Origin of the sequence: Cohaesibacter sp. CAU 1516 (genome assembly GCF_005771485.1) — a bacterium.
In the GTDB taxonomy this organism is placed as follows: domain Bacteria; phylum Pseudomonadota; class Alphaproteobacteria; order Rhizobiales; family Cohaesibacteraceae; genus Cohaesibacter; species Cohaesibacter intestini.
In genome coordinates this window covers 1,014,469-1,033,231 of the sequence record NZ_VANT01000001.1, presented here as the reverse complement: position 1 = coordinate 1,033,231, position 18,763 = coordinate 1,014,469, and the positions used below count along the sequence as shown (strand labels likewise).

Annotated in this window: 14 protein-coding genes; 7 read left to right on the top strand and 7 right to left on the bottom strand. The window is 56.2% G+C overall.

Annotation, left to right across the window (positions count from 1 at the left end):
- Positions 1-51 precede the first annotated feature (51 nt).
- The 3 genes from prfB to FDK21_RS04750 form a co-directional block, all read right to left on the bottom strand.
- Positions 52-1,186, bottom strand: a protein-coding gene (prfB, locus tag FDK21_RS04760; protein WP_114008942.1) for a peptide chain release factor 2 whose coding sequence is annotated in 2 segments (ribosomal slippage) — positions 52-1,116 and positions 1,118-1,186 — 1,134 coding nt in all. Because the reading frame shifts where the segments join, the coding sequence is not laid out codon by codon here.
- Between the two features lie 117 nt (positions 1,187-1,303).
- Entirely contained in the window at positions 1,304-3,754 is a 2,451-nt protein-coding gene (locus FDK21_RS04755; RefSeq protein WP_138147949.1) for a penicillin-binding protein 1A, read from the bottom strand.
- A gap of 313 nt (positions 3,755-4,067) precedes the next feature.
- Positions 4,068-5,384, bottom strand: a complete 1,317-nt coding sequence (locus FDK21_RS04750) for an N-acetylmuramoyl-L-alanine amidase (RefSeq protein WP_138147659.1) — start codon at positions 5,382-5,384, stop codon at positions 4,068-4,070.
- A gap of 756 nt (positions 5,385-6,140) precedes the next feature.
- Here FDK21_RS04750 and FDK21_RS04745 point away from each other — a divergent pair.
- Positions 6,141-9,149: a ribonuclease E/G gene (locus FDK21_RS04745; protein ID WP_138147658.1), complete on the top strand. Its 3,009-nt coding sequence runs from the start codon at positions 6,141-6,143 to the stop codon at positions 9,147-9,149.
- 82 nt (positions 9,150-9,231) lie between these two features.
- Here the strand turns inward: FDK21_RS04745 and FDK21_RS04740 are convergent, their stop codons facing one another.
- Positions 9,232-10,380 carry an aminotransferase class I/II-fold pyridoxal phosphate-dependent enzyme gene (locus tag FDK21_RS04740; RefSeq protein ID WP_138147657.1) on the bottom strand — a complete coding sequence of 383 codons (1,149 nt, stop codon included), beginning with the start codon at positions 10,378-10,380 and terminating at the stop codon, positions 9,232-9,234.
- 166 nt (positions 10,381-10,546) lie between these two features.
- Here FDK21_RS04740 and FDK21_RS04735 point away from each other — a divergent pair, with 166 nt between their 5' ends.
- The 6 genes from FDK21_RS04735 to aat all read left to right on the top strand — a co-directional run bounded on the left by FDK21_RS04735 (position 10,547) and on the right by aat (position 16,489).
- Positions 10,547-12,007 carry a M48 family metalloprotease gene (locus FDK21_RS04735; RefSeq protein ID WP_138147656.1) on the top strand — a complete coding sequence of 487 codons (1,461 nt, stop codon included), beginning with the start codon at positions 10,547-10,549 and terminating at the stop codon, positions 12,005-12,007.
- A 196-nt stretch (positions 12,008-12,203) separates the two neighbouring features.
- Complete coding sequence (locus FDK21_RS04730) at positions 12,204-12,995, top strand: DsbA family protein (RefSeq protein ID WP_138147655.1); 792 nt, start codon at positions 12,204-12,206, stop codon at positions 12,993-12,995.
- A 268-nt stretch (positions 12,996-13,263) separates the two neighbouring features.
- Positions 13,264-13,713: a type II 3-dehydroquinate dehydratase gene (gene aroQ / locus FDK21_RS04725; protein ID WP_114008947.1), complete on the top strand. Its 450-nt coding sequence runs from the start codon at positions 13,264-13,266 to the stop codon at positions 13,711-13,713.
- Positions 13,714-13,781: 68 nt separating this feature from the next.
- The gene (gene accB / locus FDK21_RS04720; protein WP_114008948.1) at positions 13,782-14,264 is read left to right on the top strand and encodes an acetyl-CoA carboxylase biotin carboxyl carrier protein; all 483 of its coding nucleotides are present in this window, start codon (positions 13,782-13,784) and stop codon (positions 14,262-14,264) included.
- A 72-nt stretch (positions 14,265-14,336) separates the two neighbouring features.
- Positions 14,337-15,683 carry an acetyl-CoA carboxylase biotin carboxylase subunit gene (accC, locus tag FDK21_RS04715; RefSeq protein WP_114008949.1) on the top strand — a complete coding sequence of 449 codons (1,347 nt, stop codon included), beginning with the start codon at positions 14,337-14,339 and terminating at the stop codon, positions 15,681-15,683.
- 161 nt (positions 15,684-15,844) lie between these two features.
- Positions 15,845-16,489: a leucyl/phenylalanyl-tRNA--protein transferase gene (gene aat, locus FDK21_RS04710; protein WP_138147654.1), complete on the top strand. Its 645-nt coding sequence runs from the start codon at positions 15,845-15,847 to the stop codon at positions 16,487-16,489.
- A gap of 42 nt (positions 16,490-16,531) precedes the next feature.
- On the opposite strand, the gene FDK21_RS04705 is transcribed toward aat, so the two are convergent.
- The 3 genes from FDK21_RS04705 to FDK21_RS04695 all read right to left on the bottom strand — a co-directional run bounded on the left by FDK21_RS04705 (position 16,532) and on the right by FDK21_RS04695 (position 18,604).
- The gene (locus FDK21_RS04705) at positions 16,532-16,921 is read right to left on the bottom strand and encodes a DUF2155 domain-containing protein (RefSeq protein WP_245418433.1); all 390 of its coding nucleotides are present in this window, start codon (positions 16,919-16,921) and stop codon (positions 16,532-16,534) included.
- A 315-nt stretch (positions 16,922-17,236) separates the two neighbouring features.
- Positions 17,237-17,650 (bottom strand): NADH:ubiquinone oxidoreductase subunit NDUFA12, encoded by a 414-nt coding sequence (locus FDK21_RS04700; protein WP_114008951.1) that lies wholly within the window; start codon positions 17,648-17,650, stop codon positions 17,237-17,239.
- 186 nt (positions 17,651-17,836) lie between these two features.
- Positions 17,837-18,604, bottom strand: a complete 768-nt coding sequence (locus FDK21_RS04695) for a response regulator (protein ID WP_114008952.1) — start codon at positions 18,602-18,604, stop codon at positions 17,837-17,839.
- Positions 18,605-18,763 lie beyond the last annotated feature (159 nt).

Here is an 18,763-nt window from a genome sequence, read left to right as displayed (position 1 = left end):
CACAAAAAAAGCCCGGTCGAAACCGGGCTTTTCTTTTGTCGATCAATCAGATCAGACAATGTCTTCGATTGGCGTTTCGTCGCCATCGCCATAGGCGCGCTGAGCAAGCGCCGCTTCCATATAAGGTGTCAAGGCACCATCAAGCACATCCCCCGGACTGGTGCTTTCCACCCCGGTACGCAAATCCTTGACCAGTTGGTAGGGCTGCAAGACATACGACCGGATCTGATGACCCCAGCCAATATCGGTCTTGCTGGCCGCCTCCGCATTGGCCTTGTCTTCGCGGATCTGCAACTCGCGCTCATACAAACGCGCCTTGAGCATGTCCCAAGCCTGCGCCCGGTTTTTGTGCTGGGAGCGCTGGTTCTGACATTGCACCACAATGCCCGTCGGCTGGTGCGTGATACGAACCGCAGAGTCGGTCGTATTGACGTGCTGACCACCCGCCCCGGAGGCGCGGTAGGTATCGATGCGGCAATCGCTCTCATTGATCTCGATATCGATGGAATCATCGATCACCGGATAGACCCAGATCGAGGAGAATGAGGTATGGCGACGCGCCTGACTGTCAAAGGGCGAAATGCGCACCAGACGATGCACGCCACTCTCCGTTTTGGCCCAGCCATAGGCATTCTCGCCCTTGACCATGATGGTCGCAGCCTTGATGCCCGCCTCCTCGCCCGGCGTCACTTCCATGACCTCGACCTTGAAGCCTGCCTTTTCAGCCCAGCGCGTATACATGCGCAGCAGCATGGACGCCCAGTCCTGGCTCTCCGTACCACCGGCACCCGAATGCACCTCGATATAGCAATCATTGCTATCGGCCTCACCGGACAACAGGGTTTCGATCTGCTGACGCGTGATCTCGGAAAGCAATCCCTGCAAGGTCGCCTCGGCGTCCGCAACGATATCGGCATCCTCTTCCATCTCACCCATTTCGATGAGTTCGATCGAGTCTTCCAGATCCTGCGTGGCACGATTGAAACCATTGATCGCCGATTCCAGCTTCTGGCGCTCCTGCATCAGCTTCTGGGCTTCCTGCGGATCGTTCCACAAGGTTGGATCTTCGGCGAGATTATTCAACTCTAAAAGGCGTTTCTGGGCTGTATCCCAGTCAAAGATGCCTCCTCAGCAGAGCAAGACCCTGCTTGATTTCGTCGACCACATTTTGAATTTCTGCGCGCATTGTCTTTTCGCTTTGCTTTCAAAAAACCGGGAGGAAGCATCCCTGCCCGGCAACCGTTCATGACAAAGCGGATGCCGCAAGTACGCCATCCGCCTGACTGAAAGAAAATGATGGGTCTTAATACAGACCGCCCGTGCCTTGCGTCAAGGCCCGTTCGGCTTCCTGGGCGGAAACCGGGCGCCCCATATCCTCGGTGAAACCGATGATCGAATAGCTGTCAGGCGGCGCAGTGCCGGGCTTGAAGGCTTCCAGAATCACCCCTTCACCGCTGGCAGATTCTCTAAGCCCCGTGCGGCGATCAATCGGAATGAGCTGCAACCCTTCCGGAACCGGGAAAGGCTTTTTCGGCTGATCAGCCAATGCCACCTTCATGAAGTCGGTAAAGATCGGGGCTGCCAATCCACCACCTGACGCCTTGCGCCCCATCGGCCGCGGTCGGTCATAGCCCACATAGACGCCAACCACCAGATCCGGCGAATAGCCCACAAACCAGGCATCGCGCTCGTCGTTGGTGGTGCCGGTCTTGCCAGCAATCGGCTTGCCTACCTTACGCACAACCGGCGCAGTGCCGCGCAGCACGACCCCCTCCATCATGGAGGTGATCTGATAGGCGGTCATCGGATCGAGCACCTGTTCCCGATTGTCAACGACCTGAGGCTCATCCTGATAGGCCCAGCTCTGAACATTGCATTGCTCACAAATCCGCTGGTCATGTTTGTAGATGGTCTTGCCATAGCGATCCTGCACCCGGTCGACAAAGGTCGGCGTAATCCGTCGCCCGCCATTGGCCAGCATGGAATAGGCCGTTGCCATCCGCAGCACGGTCGTCTCACCGGCCCCCAGAGCCATGGAAAGCACAGGCATCAGATTGTCATAGATGCCGAACCGTTGTGCATATTCCGCCACCAGAGGCATGCCCATATCCTGCGCCAGACGCACGGTCATCACGTTACGTGACCGCTCAATGCCAAGGCGCAGGGTAGATGGACCATAGAATTTGCCACCATAGTTTTGGGGTCGCCAGATGCCCTGACCACCACCCTGCTGGATTTCGATCGGCGCATCCATGACCACACTGGACGGCGTATAGCCGTTGTCCAGTGCCGTTGCATAGACAAACGGCTTGAAGGAAGAACCGGGCTGACGGTAGGCCTGCGTGGCCCTGTTAAACTGGCTCTGGGCAAAGGAAAAGCCGCCAGCCATGGCAAGCACACGACCCGTATAGGGATCCATGGCGATCAGCGCACCAGAGACTTCTGGCACCTGCTGAAGGTCATATTTGCTCCCCTCGCCCTTGCTGCTGACATAGACCACATCGCCGGGCTGAAACACATCGGACACCGCTTTGACAGCTTTACCCTTGCGATCACCACTTTCCCATTTGGCCCATTTGAGGTCGGAAACCGAAATCACACCGGTCGTCCGCTCCGCAGACAATTTACCCGTCTCGTCAATTTCGGGCTGCAAGCCAACGCTCGCTTCCTTGCCCTCTGCCGACAGGATGACAGCCAATTGCCATTCCGGCACATCACTCAGCGGCTCAACCTTGGCAAGCTTGCGTCCCCAATCGCCAGAAGGATCGATGGTCGTCACCGGACCGCGCCACCCCTTGGTGTGGTCAAATGCAACGAGGCCATCGCTCAGGGCTTTGCGGGCTTCCTGTTGCAGCCCGACATTCAGCGAGGTCCGCACAGACAGGCCACCATTATAGAGTTTGTCTTCACCAAATTCTTCACCGATCCAACGGCGCACCTCTTCGGCAAAATAGTCCGCGGCGAAGATGTGCGCACCGCGCGACCGCATCTTCACTTCCAGATCCATGGCCTTGGCCTGATTGGCCTCCTCGACCGTCACATAGCCATTATTGACCATCTGATCGATCACCCAGTTGCGCCGCTCGATGGCCTTATCGGTTCGACGGATCGGGTGATAATTGTTCGGCGCTTTCGGCAACGCAGCCAGATAACCGATTTCTGCCAGATTGAGCTCATGCACCGACTTGTCAAAATAGTGCAGAGCCGCTGAGCCAATCCCGTAGGAGCCGATACCAAGAAAAATCTCGTTCAAATAGAGTTCAAGGATCTCATCCTTGCTGAAGGCCTGTTCGATACGCATCGACAACAGGGCTTCCTTGATCTTGCGCTCATAAGACTGCTCGGAGGTAAGAAGAAAGTTCTTTGCGACCTGCTGGGTAATCGTCGAAGCACCAACCAGACGGCGGTTTTGCCCATAATTTCGGATGTTGGTCAACACGGCGCGACCAATGCCGAAATAATCGATACCCGCATGATCATAGAAATTCTTGTCCTCGGCGGACAGGAAGGCCTGTTTCACACGATCCGGAATAGCCTGAATCGGCAGGAACAGGCGACGCTGGCGGGCATATTCTGCCATCAGCTCACCATTGCCTGCATGAATGCGTGTCATCACGGGCGGCTCATAATTCCTCAGCGCCGTAAAGTCCGGCAGCCCCTGCATCATGGAGTTGAGGAAAATATAGACAGCCATCGCCGCTACGATGAACAGAACGGAACCTGCGGCAAAAAGAAAGCCGAAGAATCGCCAAATTATCATATCTGTCCCTATTGCTTCTGTTGGCCCGCCCTGTCGCTCACCCTGTCGCCCAGGCAGGTTGCCCGTCGATCACCCGACGGCAGCCCCTTGCATGGTGCGCTCAGCGATCCGCGCAATGCTCCAAGAATCGTCGCGCGAGCAAATCGCATACCACACCGCTAAGGCAAAGACTTATTCTGCCCGATTTCAATTTGCAACACTCACATGACATTGGGGCAGCAAAAGGGCTGACCTGTTGCGCGTTTGCTGCATCCAGAATGAGTCAGGAACTTGTCACGACAATTGCAACCCGGCAGATTGTTGCCGATCAGCCAGAACTTTTGGTGAAAAGTCCACTGCTATGGGTGGAACGGCGGGCAAAGAACATCTCGATCGACTTGCTGATCGATTGGATGGCCTTCTTCTGCCATGTCTTGGAGGTCAGAGCCGACTGATCCTCCTTGTTTGACAAATAGCCAAGCTCCAACAGGACGCTCGGAATGTCAGGTGCCTTCAACACCTTGAACCCGGCTGACCGTTGCGGACGCTTGGCGAGTCGAATGCTGGATTCCAGCGCTCCGACAAGGGTGCGGGAATAAAGAGAAGAATGATTGGAGGTCTCGCGCCGCGTCAAATCAATCAGAATATCCGCGACCACATCATCCTTTTCTTCCATCTCAAGACCGGCGAGCAAATCCGAGCGATTCTCCCGATGCGCCAGATCAGCAGCAATTGCGTCAGACGCCTTGTCGGACAAGGTGTAGACAGTAGCCCCTCGAACATAGCTTTGCCTCACAGTATCCGCATGTATTGAGACGAACAGATCTGCATGGCGAGCCCGGGCAAAGGCCACCCGCTTGGACAACGAAATGAATGTGTCCGTTTCACGGGTCATCGCCACCCGGAATCGCCCATCGGCCAGCAAATTTTCGCGCAACGCAAGAGCAAAGGCCAACACCAGCTTGCTCTCGACATGCCCCTTGGGCGAAACAGCGCCAGTATCGATGCCGCCATGCCCCGGATCGAGCACCACCAATGGCCTCGGATCTGCATCCTTGCGATCTTTTGCCAAAGGATGCGCCGACAGGGCCGCGACTTTTGCCGCCGCCTCGCCCTCGACCTCAACACGAATAACATCCCTGAGCGACTGTTCGGAGAATTCACGTTCATCGACGCGCGACAATTCAATCACCAGCCGCGCCTCATTGTCGTCAACGGCAGGCAAGCTATAAGCCTTCATCACCTTGGCCGGGCCATTCAGATCAAGCACAATCCGGGACCGCTGGTCGCCAAAATTGCCGAAACGGAAATTGCGCACCATGCCACGCTCGACCTGCGCCATCGAATGGGCCATCTCGAAATCCAGATCCGGTAAGTCGATCACCAGACGATAGGGCTCGGCCAAAGCAAACACGCTGAAGCTGACAGGGCGGGAGACATCAAGCACAAATTTGGCCGTCTTGCCGTCGCCAGAGGTGCGTACAGCCTGCACGACCACTGCCCCGCTGTCGCTCTCGACCTTGGCTGCGGGCGCTTTCGTGGCAGCCTGCAACCCCACAACACCCAAACCGGCGAGGGTCAGGGTCACGAACAGGCAGACCACCAGACAGTGACGCATGTGGCGAGACAGATTGGACAATATCATAGGCGCACTCTTGAAGCATTCCTTGGCTGGGGCGAACCATGCCGCGGTTCGATTTGGCAACAGTTGCTAAACCATAATCGCCCCGAGGTTAACCCCCTCTTGACAGAAAGTTGGTAGTGAGGATTCGCACGTATGATGTTCAGCTTTAAAAACCCGTCTAAAGATGAGCTAAATCTGGACCAAGACTTGCATATTTGATTTAGGAACCCTACAAAGATGAAAGGCCATTGTTGCATAGCAATGATCCGATTCGACTGTCCGCTGTTACGATCTGGCTTTTTGCCCCATCAGCACACGCGGCAGGTGGTCAGATGCAGGAAGACTGATCAACACGAAATGTGACGCCTCGCGAGATGCGCAGACGCCTCGGACATACCAAGCTTGATGCAAAATGCCTAAACAAGTCAGATATTTAGCCTGACACACCGATTTTTCCGCCGCAGCAAGGGGTGCATGAGAAACGTGCCCCCGTCTGTAGGCCCAGAACCCCGACCCGGATACCTTCACAAAGGCCATGCCGGGTACGAAATTGAAAACAAGAGGATCTCGCCTGGTCATGCATATGAGAACCGGCCCCAACTCCAGAGACAGCATTGCAGCAAGACTGCACGCCCTGGCTTTGGACGGTTTGCATATCCTTCCACAGCGAAAGGCAAGGTCGTCATCAGACAAAAACGGAATAACGCGAACCTGCCGGGTGCCTGAAGCATTGGCCAGAACGGTTGTCGGCGCGCTGTTTCGTGGAGACATTACCCAATGGCAAATCAAATGCTCGTTGATGCGACGCATCCGGAGGAAACCCGGGTGGTTGTCGTACGCGGCAATCGGGTTGAGGAATTCGACTTCGAGTCCGCCAATCGCAAACAATTGCGTGGCAATATCTATCTAGCCAAAGTCACCAGAGTTGAACCATCTCTGCAGGCGGCTTTCGTTGATTACGGTGGCAATCGCCACGGTTTCCTCGCATTTAGCGAAATTCATCCGGACTATTACCAGATCCCGGTTGCCGATCGTCAGGCTCTTCTGGAAGAAGAAAAAGGCCATGGCAACGATGATGATGATGTAGAGGCAAGTTCCGAGAAGGAAAAGCCCAGCAAAGAGAAGAAGCCGCGCAAGTCGCGCCGTCGCTCTTCGCGGTCCAGCCGCAAGAATGCGGAAGACAAGGCAGAAGCTCAGGCAACTGAGGCTCAGGAAACGACAAACGAACAGAGTGAAGCAACGGACGTGGAAGCCGCTGCTGATGCTGCTGCGTCCTCTTCTTCTGAAACCACTGATGCGCCTGTCGTTGCAGACGCTGGCGATGCAGGATCCGCTACGGAACAAACGTCTGCTCCGGAAAGCACATCTTCAGATGACGAAGCTTTTGTCACCGCCTATGAAGGCGATGAGGCCGCGATTGATCTGAGCAAAGACGACGCCTCCGACGACAGCGACGGATCCGGGACACCACCGGCGCAAGCCCACGCCATTGCCGAAGCAGAAAGCGTCAGCGCCGATCCCGAAGACATTGAGGAAGCGGAAGAGCTGGACGACGAAGACCATGTCTCGTTTGAAGCCGTCGATGACGAGGACGATGAAGACGACGACAGCGATGAAGAGTCCGATGTCGAGCATGTCGGTGCCGAAGACGCCTTGGAAGAAGTGCCGGAGCGCCGCTCCCGCCGTCGCACACGTCAGTATAAAATTCAGGAAGTTATCAAGCGCCGCCAAATCCTGCTTGTGCAGGTGGTGAAAGAAGAACGTGGCAACAAGGGCGCAGCCCTGACCACCTACCTCTCGCTGGCTGGCCGCTACTCGGTTCTGATGCCAAACACCGCCCGTGGCGGCGGCATCTCCCGCAAAATCACCAACGTCACCGACCGCAAGCGCCTGAAGCAGATTGCTTCCGACCTCGAGGTTGCCGACGGCATGGGTGTAATCCTGCGCACCGCTGGTGCTTCGCGCACCAAGACCGAAATCAAACGCGATTTCGAATATCTCCTGCGTCTGTGGGAGAATGTCCGCGATCTGACCTTGAAGTCGGCAGCGCCATTGTTGGTCTATGAGGAGGGCTCGCTGATCAAGCGCTCCATCCGGGACCTCTATAACAAGGATATCGATCAGGTCCTTGTGGCGGGCGACGAAGGCTACAAGGAAGCCAAGGGCTTCATGAAGATGCTGATGCCGAGCCATGCCCGGAATGTGCAGCCTTATCGCGAGCCACAGCCGATCTTTACCCGCATGGGCATTGAGAGCCAGCTCGACGCGATGTTCAGCCCGCAAGTGACCCTCAAGTCCGGCGGCTATATCGTCATCGACCAGACCGAAGCGCTCGTCTCCATCGACGTCAACTCCGGTCGCTCGACCCGCGAGCACAATATTGAAGACACCGCCCTGTCGACCAACCTTGAGGCAGCCGAAGAGATTTCGCGTCAGCTCCGCTTGCGTGATCTGGCTGGCCTTGTGGTCATCGATTTCATCGACATGGAAGAGAAACGCAACAACCGTGCGGTTGAGAAGCGTCTGAAGGACTGCTTGAAGTCCGATCGCGCCCGCATTCAGGTTGGTCGCATTTCCCATTTCGGGCTGCTTGAAATGTCACGCCAGCGCATTCGCACCGGCGTGCTGGAAAGCACCATGGACCCCTGCCCGCATTGCCATGGCACCGGCTATGTGCGTGCAGCAGCCTCTGTGGCCTTGCTGATCCTGCGGACCATTGAAGATCATTTGCTCAAGGGTGTGACCCACCATGTGGTCGTCAAGACCCGCACCAATGTGGCGCTCTATATCCTCAACCAGAAACGAAACAATCTGTTTGAGCTGGAAAACCGATTTGGCGTCTCCATCACCATCGAGGTGGATGACAGCCTGGAAGGCAAGCATCTGGAAATCGAGCGGGGCGAGCCGCTGGAACAGCCAGTTGCGCCAACCCAGACTGTGTCGATGATCCTGACCGATGATCTGGATGACGATCTGACGGAAACCGAGATTCAGGAAGACCGCGAACGCGACGAGGAAAGCAGCTCGAAAAAGCGCCGCCGCCGTCGTCGTCGCCGCAAGTCCAACTCGGACATGCAAGCCGATGCACAGAATTCGTCGGACGATCAGTCTGACGACGAGTCCGACAATGGCAGTGACAACGAAGAACAGTCTGCATCGGACGAGGAAGGCAACGAAGACAAGCCCAAAAAGAGCCGCCGCCGCGGCCGTCGGGGTGGTCGTCGCAACCGTCGCAACCGCAATGGTCAGGACGACATGTCCGCCGATGGCAACGACGGTGAGACCAACACGGACGCTGACGGTGACAACGCCAACAGCGACGAAGCCTCCTCTGAAACGCCATCTGAATCCGGTTCTGTAGCAGACACGGCTGGTGATGAAGCCAAACAGGCGGAAAGCACTGACAGCCCTGAACCTGTTGCGCCAACCCCGACAGATGAAGCGCCAGTCACAGATACGCATGCCGAGGCAGCGCCTGCAGAGGCAGTTGAAGACGTGGTTTCTGACACTGCTGCTGCGCTGGCTCCTGAGAGCGAAGAAGCAGCGCCTGTTGTTGAGGAAAAAGCAGAAGCGGTGACCGATAGTCAGCCAGAAGAGGCAGCACCGGCAACCGAGTCCTCCGATGCTGCTGAGGCCGAAAGCGAAGACGACGCAGCCAAAGCCCCAGAGGGCGAAGGCGAGACACCGGAGACGTCTGCCAAGCCATCGACCGAACAGGAAGAAACAAAGCCGGAAGACAAGCGTCCGAAACGCTCTGGCTGGTGGAACCGCTCCGGTTTCCTCTAGGCTTCCAGAACAAACGCATCAAAAAGGCCGCTCCGATATCGGGGCGGCATTTTTTATTGGCAACCAGGGCTGTTCGTTCCGATCACAACCACGCCTTCAGACGCCGAACCGCTTCATGCATATCCTCTTCGGTCCCGGCAAAAGACATCCGCACATAATGATGGCCGCGCGTGGTATCGAAGTCGGCGCCCGGCGTCAAAGCGACACCAGCCTCGGTCAATGACCGTTTGGCAAAATCCATCGAGTCATTGGTCAGTCGGCTGACATTGCAATAGGCATAGAAAGCGCCATCCATCGGCATGAAGTCGCCCAACCCCAACGCAGGCAGGGCTTCTTTCAGAAAGGCCCGGTTGCGCCCATAGCCAGCCTTGATGCCTTCGAGTTCCTCGCGCGCATCAAAAGCAGCAATCGCCGCCACCTGAGAAAGCATCGGTGCAGAAATATAAAGGCTTTGGCCAAGGCACTCGACAGAGCGCCGGGCCTGTTCAGGCAGCACCATCCAGCCGATCCGCCAACCGGTCATGCAATAATATTTGGAGAAGGAGTTGATGATCACCACATTGGGGGAATAGCGAAGGGCAGTCTCCGCCTTCATGCCATAATCAAGCCCGTGATAGATCTCGTCGGAAATGAACCAGATACCAAGCTCTTCGCAAGTCTCGATCACCGATTGCAGAGCGTCAGGCTCCATGATCGTGCCAGACGGATTGGCGGGCGAGGCAATCAACACGCCTTTGACAGGCTTCTGGGCATGCGCCGAGCGAATGGCCTCCGCCGTCAGGCACCAACGATCTTTTGCCCTTGTTTCCACCTCGACCACCTCGAGACCCAGCGCCGCCAAGATGTTGCGATAGGCAGGATAGCCGGGGCTTGGCAGAATCACGCGATCGCCAGCCTCAAACAATGCCAAAAATGCCAGATTGAACCCTGCACTCGACCCGGTGGTGACGGCAATGCTATCAGGCGACACCGATACCCCATATTGGTCCATGTAATGCTGTGCAATCCGCTCTTTGAGCGGTGCAATGCCCATTGCGTCGGTATAGCCGATGCGCCCGTCAATCAGCGCCTTTTCCGCCGCCTCGCGCACCAGACGGGGCGCAGGCGCTCCGGGCTGCCCGACCTCCATATGGACGATCTGTTGGCCGTCCTTTTCCAGCGCATTGGCCCGCGCCATCACATCCATCGCCAGAAACGGCTGGATCGCACCGCGTTTGGAAATCCTGAGCATTTGTCTTTTCCTTTTTGCGCTCTTGTCCTGTTGTGCCATATTTTCACCCACTGAGGATGCAGACTGGCGGGAAAGCTCCCCGAGGAGCACTCCGTTTCCAGACCAGTCCGGCATGCCAATGGCCGATCACTGGTGCGAAAATCAGGCACGAAAAGAGGTTGTGATCATGGTTCAAGGCTTTGGTATCAAGTCTTTGCGCAAACTTCTACCCTTCTCACTGGTCGACCATCGTCCAGTGCGTGCAGGCCCCGCACCCCACAAGGCCAGCACCAAACTGTTGACCGGTCTGATCGCCGGTCTGATCGGCCTGACGCCATTGCTGCATGCCACATCCGCCGAGGCCCAGCGTGGTCGGATCAAGCTGGTACGCGATGCAGAAACCGAAGAACTGATCCGCGACTATGCCCGCCCGATCTTCAAGGCAGCAGGCCTCAAGCCGCAGAATATCCGTATCCACCTTGTCAACGACCCCGCATTGAATGCCTTTGTCGTCGACGGCAAACGGATGTTCATCAACACCGGCACGCTGATCACCGCCAAAACTCCGAATGAAGTGATTGGCATCATTGCCCACGAAACCGGTCACATCGCTGGTGGCCACCTCATTCGTCTGCGTCAGGCCATTGAAGGGGCTCAAACCATCGCCGCCATTGGCATGATCCTTGGGGCAGGTGCTGCCGCCGCCGGTGCGGCCTCGGGCAATGCCAGTGCAGCACAGGCAGGCACGGCCATTGCGGCCGGTTCACAGGGCATCGCGCAACGCACTTTCCTCAACTATGCCCGAACCGAGGAGACGGCCGCCGACCGTGCAGCCATCCGGTATCTGCAGCGCACAGGCCAATCCGCCAAAGGCATGCTGACCACCTTCGAGCGGTTCGCCGATCAGGCCCTTTTCTCGGGCAATTTCGTTGATCCTTATATTCGTTCCCATCCGCTGCCTCGCGAACGCATTGGCCAAATCGAACGGTTGGCGAAGAAAAGCAAATTCTTCAACCGCAAGGACAGCGCCCAACTGCAGGCCCGCCACGATCTGGTCCGCGCCAAACTTGCGGCCTTCACCTTCAATGGAAAACGCACCATGCGGATGTTCAAGGGCAACAGTCTTGCCGACCGCTATGCGCAAGCCATCGTCACCTATCGCCTCGGCAGCCACAAAAGGGCGCTGAAGATGGTCGACGGTCTGTTGAAGGCAGCCCCCAACCATCCCTATTTCTGGGAGTTGAAAGGCCAGATTTTGCTCGAAACCGGCAATGGAGACCGCGCGATTGCACCGCTCAACAAGGCTATTTCAATGAAGCCCAATGAAGGCATTTTGCGGGTCATGCTGGGGCAGGCGATTCTCTCGTCAAAGTCCAACCGCAACTACCGCCAAGCGGTCGACCATTTGCGCCGTGGCTTGCAAAATGACCCCGATCTGGGGCTCGGCTATCGGCTTCTGGCCCAAGCCTACGACCAGTTGGGCAATCGCGCTTTCGCCGAGATCGCGACCGCCAACGGCTATTTTGCAGCAGGAGACATCCGTTCGGCCAAGGCGATGGCCGCCCGAGCCCAGAAGAAACTGCCGCGCGGCAGCCCGGAATGGCTGCAGGCCGATGACATTCTGTCCTACAAACCACCACGCCTTTAACTGATGGCCCTTTAGGCTGGCAATGGCGTGCCTTTCACCGCAATAACTTCACTTTCCAGTGAGTATTCGCATTTATACGACGCAGCCACGCCGATTTCGCCTATTCTGCAACCAACTTCGCGACACCGCGCGATGGTCCGGGCACCCGCCAACAGACCAACGCTTCGACACGAGACAAAAGAGGATGTCTTCATTCATGCGCTCATTGAAAAACCTGACCGCCAGCCTGATCATCTCCCTTGCGGCCTTCGGCTTCACCGCAACGCCGTCCGCTGCTGAAAGCTTTGATGCCGATCAGAAACAGGAAATCGAAAAGATCGTCAAAGACTATCTACTGGAAAATCCGAGCGTCATCCGCGACGTCTTCGGTCTCCTTCGGGCGGAAGACGCCAAGCGGGAAGCAGCCGACCGCGAAGAACGGGCGGAGCAGGCCAAACAGGCACTGGCTGATAACAAAGATGCCCTGCTCAGCGCCGAAGGACAGGTCGTGTTTGGCAACCCGGATGGTGACGTCACACTGGTAGAATTTCTCGACTATAACTGCGGATACTGCAAGCAAGCCTTCTCCAGCATGATCGACCTGCTCGAAAGTGACAAAAATCTGCGCTTCATTGTCAAGGAATGGCCGGTGCTCGGTCAGCCCTCCATGGAAGCCGCCCTCGTCGCCATGGCTGTCTCTGAAGCAGCGCCCGAAAAATACTGGGACTTCCATAAAGACATGATGACCCTGCGCGGCCGGGCCAACAAGGAATCGGCGCTGCGTGTCGCTGAAAAACTTGGCATCTCCCGCGACGACCTCGAAAAACGCTTCGAAGACCGCGCCCTGCTCAAGCCAATTGAAGAGAATTACCGTCTCGCAGAATCTCTGCAACTGACCGGCACCCCCGGTTTCATCATTGGCGATGAAGTGATTCCCGGCTTTGTGCCCGCAGACGTTCTGATTGGCAAAATCAAAGAGGTGCGCTCCTGCGGCTCCACCAGTTGTTAAGAGCGGAGCACAACACGGGGAGGCCGTGGGTTTTGCATTCTGAAAAGACGGCAGTCGGCACAAACCGACTGCCATTCATTACGTTACGTAAGAACGAACTGGATCAAGGTCTTACTTTTCGCAAAATTCTCACTCAAAATGCTCTCCCAAAGAAGAAAAGAGTGGAGTGCTACTCTTTTCTATCTCAAAACGAGTTCCTATATTTGGCGTCACGGCTGGTAACAAGAATGTGATCCTAGCCGTGGCTGAAATTCACTTGGATAATACAATGACAGACACGATTTTCGTTCTTAACGGTCCCAACCTCAATCTACTTGGAACAAGAGAACCTGGTATTTACGGGACCCTAACCCTGAGTGACGTTGAAGCGGCTTGTCACAAAAAGGCATCGGAACTGGGCGTGTCGGTGGATTTCCGCCAAAGCAATCATGAAGGCGAGTTGGTTGACTGGATTCAGGAAGCCGGACAAAAGGCAAAAGGCCTGATCATCAACCCAGCCGCCTATTCCCATACGTCAGTTGCCCTTCATGATGCGATCCGCGCAAGCGGCCTGACCGTTATCGAAGTCCATCTGTCCAATATTCATGCACGGGAAACCTTCCGCCACAAATCCTATGTCTCTCCGGTCGCAATGGCTGTTCTATGCGGTCTGGGCGTGGACGGATATACTATGGCGATGGAAGCCCTCGTGACCCATCTTGGCAAGCGTGACAGGTAAACCGTCACCCTGCAGCCTCTTTCGCAACAGCGGGAAAATCCTGCTTTGAAAATACGGAATGCGAACAAATGACAAAAGACAAAAGCAAACTTGATCCTGACTTCATCCGTCAGCTGGCAGAACTGGTTCAGGAAACAGATCTGACGGAAATCGAAGTCGAGCAAAATGACTTGCGCATTCGAGTTGCTCGGGAAGTGATCATCCAGCAGGCGACCTATGCGGCTCCGGCGGCAGCAGCTCCGGCACCTGTTGCTGCGCCAGTGTCTCCTGCCCCTGTGGCTGCTGCCGCTCCTGCTGCATCGGACAATGCATCCAATCCCAATGCGGTTCGCTCCCCGATGGTTGGCACCGCATATCTGGCACCAGAGCCGGGTGCACCAAACTTTATCTCCGTTGGCGACAAGGTCACAGAAGGCCAGTCTCTGATGATCGTCGAAGCCATGAAAACCATGAACGACATCCCTGCGCCACGCTCTGGCACGGTAACGGCAATCCTCGTTGATAACGCGCAGCCTGTCGAATATGACGAGCCGCTGGTCATCATCGAATAAGGCGCCTGCCAAACAAACTTATCTTGCAGCATTCTGGCACACCCGGAATGCTGTGGAGTCTAGGGGAAATTCATGTTTTCTAAGGTTCTGATCGCAAACCGAGGCGAAATTGCCCTTCGCGTTTTGCGTGCCTGTAAGGAGCTGGGGATTCAGACGGTGGCCGTTCATTCCACCGCCGATTCCGAGGCCATGCATGTCAAACTCGCCGACGAGAGCGTCTGCATCGGCCCACCTGCGGCCAGAGACAGCTACCTCAACATCGTCAACATCATTGCCGCCTGTGAAATTACCGGCGCTGATGCGGTTCATCCGGGCTATGGTTTCCTGTCGGAAAATGCCCGTTTCGCGCAAGCGCTGGAAGACCATAATATCGGCTTCATCGGCCCGAAGGCTGAACATATCCGCATCATGGGCGATAAAATTGCCGCCAAGCAGACCGCCAAACGTTTGGGTATCCCGGTGGTTCCCGGCTCTGACGGCAGCGTTGTCGATGCCGAGGAAGCCATCCGTCTTGCCGAAGACATGGGCTATCCGGTGCTGATCAAGGCCGCCTCCGGCGGCGGCGGCAAGGGCATGCAGGTGGTCCACAAGTCCGAAGACATGGCGCGCGCCTTCTCTACCGCACGCGCCGAGGCCTCTGCGAACTTTGGCGATTCCACCGTCTATATCGAGAAGTATCTCGCCAAACCGCGCCACATCGAAGTACAGGTTCTGGGTGACGGCAATGGCCATGCCATCCATCTGGGCGAACGCGACTGCTCCTTGCAGCGCCGGCACCAGAAGGTATGGGAAGAGGCCTGTTCCCCTGCCCTGAATACCGAGCAGCAGAACCGGATCGGCGAAATCTGCGCCGACGCCATGAAGCAGTTGTGTTATTCCGGTGCAGGCACCATCGAGTTTCTGTATGAAGATGGCGAGTTCTATTTCATCGAAATGAACACCCGTCTGCAGGTCGAGCATCCGGTCACCGAAATGATCACCCGCATCGATCTCGTCCATGAGCAATTGAAGATTGCCGCCGGCATCGGCCTCGACATCCAGCAGTCCGATGTGACCTTCTCTGGCCACGCCATTGAATGTCGCATCAATGCCGAGAATGCCAAGACCTTTGTGCCATCTCCGGGCAAGATCTCCCACTATCATCCTCCGGGCGGCCTTGGTGTCCGCGTCGATTCCGGTGTCTATCAGGGCTATTCCATTCCACCCTATTATGACAGCCTGATCGGCAAGTTGATTGTTATTGGTCGCAACCGTGTGGAATGCATGATGCGCCTGCGTCGCGCGCTCGACGAGTTCGTGGTTGATGGCATCGACACAACTCTGCCGCTGTTCCGCGATCTGGTAGACAATCCCGACATCGCAAACGGTGACTATGACATCCATTGGCTGGAAAAACACCTCGCCGAGCCGCAGGATTGATCCAAACCTCGTCTATCGAATGGAAGTCAAGGCCGCGCTCCCCCGCGCGGCCTTTTCGTTGTCAGGCGCAACAGTAAATTTCTTAGGATAGTTTTCTTGTTGCGGACATTCCAGAAACCACCGTCCTACTTTGTTCAAACAAGTTGGACTAGGATTGCGCCATGTCTGACGATTCGTCCCCCTTTGAGATCACACCGCAATTGCTGCTACGCGCCTATGCCTGCGGAATCTTTCCCATGGCAGAAGACGCCGAAGACCAGAGCGTAATGTGGATCGAGCCTGAGATGCGCGGGGTCATCCCGCTGGATGGCTTTCATGTCTCCAAGCGCATGGCCCGCACCATGCGGACGACCCCCTACAAGATAACGGTCGATCAGGATTTCGATGGCGTGATGAATGCCTGCGCCGAATCCACCGAAGATCGCCCCTCCACCTGGATCAATGCCCAGATCCATATGCTCTATCGCGAGCTGTTCCGCATGGGGCATTGCCATTCGGTTGAAGTGTGGGATAAAGACCAACTGATTGGCGGACTGTATGGCGTCAGTCTGGGCACCGCATTTTTCGGAGAAAGCATGTTTTCGCGCGCCCGCGACACTTCGAAAATGGCGCTGATTCATCTGGTGGGGCGGATGAAGGCCGGTGGCTTCACGTTGCTTGATACCCAGTTCATCACTGATCATCTGATGCAGTTCGGAGCGATCGAGATCCCCAAGGCGGACTATCAGGACCAGTTGCGCAAGGCACTGGAACGCGAAGCCAATTTCTATGCTTTGGACATGGCAACAGGTCCGGACGCCCCCTGATCAGGCATCGCTCAACGCACTGCGAAAAAATGTGGTGGGCGTTTATTGTGGTTTGGGAACGCTGGAATCCTGCTTGCAGCCTTCCAACCACACATCATAGACCCCGTGCTCGACTGCATTCAGGCCCGGACTGGAAGCAAACATCCAGCCTGTAAAGATCCGCCGAACCTTGCGCTCAAGCGTGATTTCATCCACCTCGACAAAGGCAGACACCTGCTGGCGCTCCGTCTCAGGTCGGGAGTAGCAAACCCGTGGCGTCACCTGCAAGGCACCGAACTGCACGGTCTCGTCAATATAGACATCAAACTGGATGATCCGGCCGGTGATCTTGTCCAGTCCGGAAAAGATGGTCACATTGTTGGCAATCTTCTCGGCCGACGCTGGAGCGGCAACCATCACACTGGTGGACACAATGCCCAAAACCATCGCCATGCGAGAAAGGCGGGACCCAATCCGGTTCACCAAAGACAACATCGACTTCTCCGACATCCAGCGACCCGCGACATTGTCGGGCATTCTGGACTTTTCTGACAGGGAACGCGGCTCGTCAGGACGAATCCGCCTTCAATCGCACCACCCCGGCACGCTTCGTTCCTAGCCCTGTTTGCCCCTCGAAGGCAAGAGCCGAAATGGCGATTTTCCGAAGGTCCGCAGCAAGGATGCAACACAATGGGCACAAAACAAAATCGCCGCTCTGTGTTGAGCGGCGATGATATTGTGGATCAGGATCCGGGTATCAATGTGGCATCAGGGTGTCCAGGCCTCGTAATCCCCTGATACTTCCGGTCGTTTCTGCGGCGACAGAATTGACCCGTCCGGGCGATAGGCCTGCGGCGTTCCTGTGCGGTTGGGTATGTGCCCGCGCTCCCACGGCCAAGGCACATGTTCATCCTGACTGGGCGGCACATCAACGCGATAATGCAGCCAGCCATGCCAGCCAACCGGAATAGCACTCGCTTCGGCAGGATCGGCATACACGACCCACCGGCGCTCGCCCTTGCGGCTGCCCGAATAGGCAGGGTTGTTAGGCACCTTCTGCTTATAATATTTGTTGCCGAAATCATCCTTGCCGACACAAAAGCCGTGGCGCTTGGTGTGGTACCAGGTACCGAAGGTCGTGTTACCCCACCAGGTGAAGACCATTCTCAGCATATTCTTCATTGTGAACCCGCTTTGACGCATTGGAATTGCTTGGCACTATGCCAACATATATCCGCAATTGTCCAGACTGCTTTGGTCAAAGCTGGCGCGGAGAGCCATAAGCATCAGCCCTAAACTGAGAAAAGAGCCACATTCTCCCTCCACCGAATGCAACTCTCTTCCCTCGCCCCACGGTCGACTGAATCTCTATCCAGCTTTGCGCCGACTGACCCCGGCATAACGACGCGAGCGTTGCCCACTGCGCTGCGCTGCACGTTCTGCCATTTCTCGTTCCTCGCGCTCCTCGCGTTGTTTGCGCAACTTCTCGCCAATCATCATGCCCGTGGACATCCGCTTGATCGTCCGGACCTCTTCCTTGTTGTGATCGATCTGACCCTTGAGAATGCGATCCACGGTCCGTTGGCTTTCCACGGCTTGCGGCAGCACTTCGGTGTGGAACTGTCGCGCCTTGGCCAGTGATTCCATCCGCGACTTCTTCTCTTCGAGCATTTCCTGCATGCCATCGATCACATAGCGATCGCCATCCAGCCGCATCATGCGAGGGTCTGTCACCAACGAGCGCAACCGACTTTGCAACACCGCCGCCGACATTGGCTTGGCCAACACATGATGCGCGCCACATTCAAACAACTGTGCTACCCGGCGCTCCGTGGCATGGGCAGTGATCACAACCACCGGAATGTAACAAAGCGGTGCCATCGTCTGCTGCCGGATCAACCGCAACAACTGGGTACCGGACATTGGGGACATGGCAAGATCTGTCAGGATGACATTTGGTGGTTCATGCATGATGGCCTGCAAAGCCAAGTCTGCGCGATCATAGGCCCGAACCCGTTCGACCTTGAGAGCCGAGATCATGGATCGAATCATCGTCAGGACTGTTTTGGAGTCATCAACGATGACCACGTCGAGCGATTCGACATCCAGTCCATAGGCAGCATGATGCTCCAACATTTTACCCAACCTGTTGACTTCGTTTGATTATTGTCAGTTCAGTCATCAGTATGGCACAGAGCTTTTAACTCACGCTCAAATTTGGCCTGTCAATTTGAACCCAATTTGATTTCAATTTTAACAGATTTGTGTCCGCCTCTTATCCAAGCAGTAACAGAG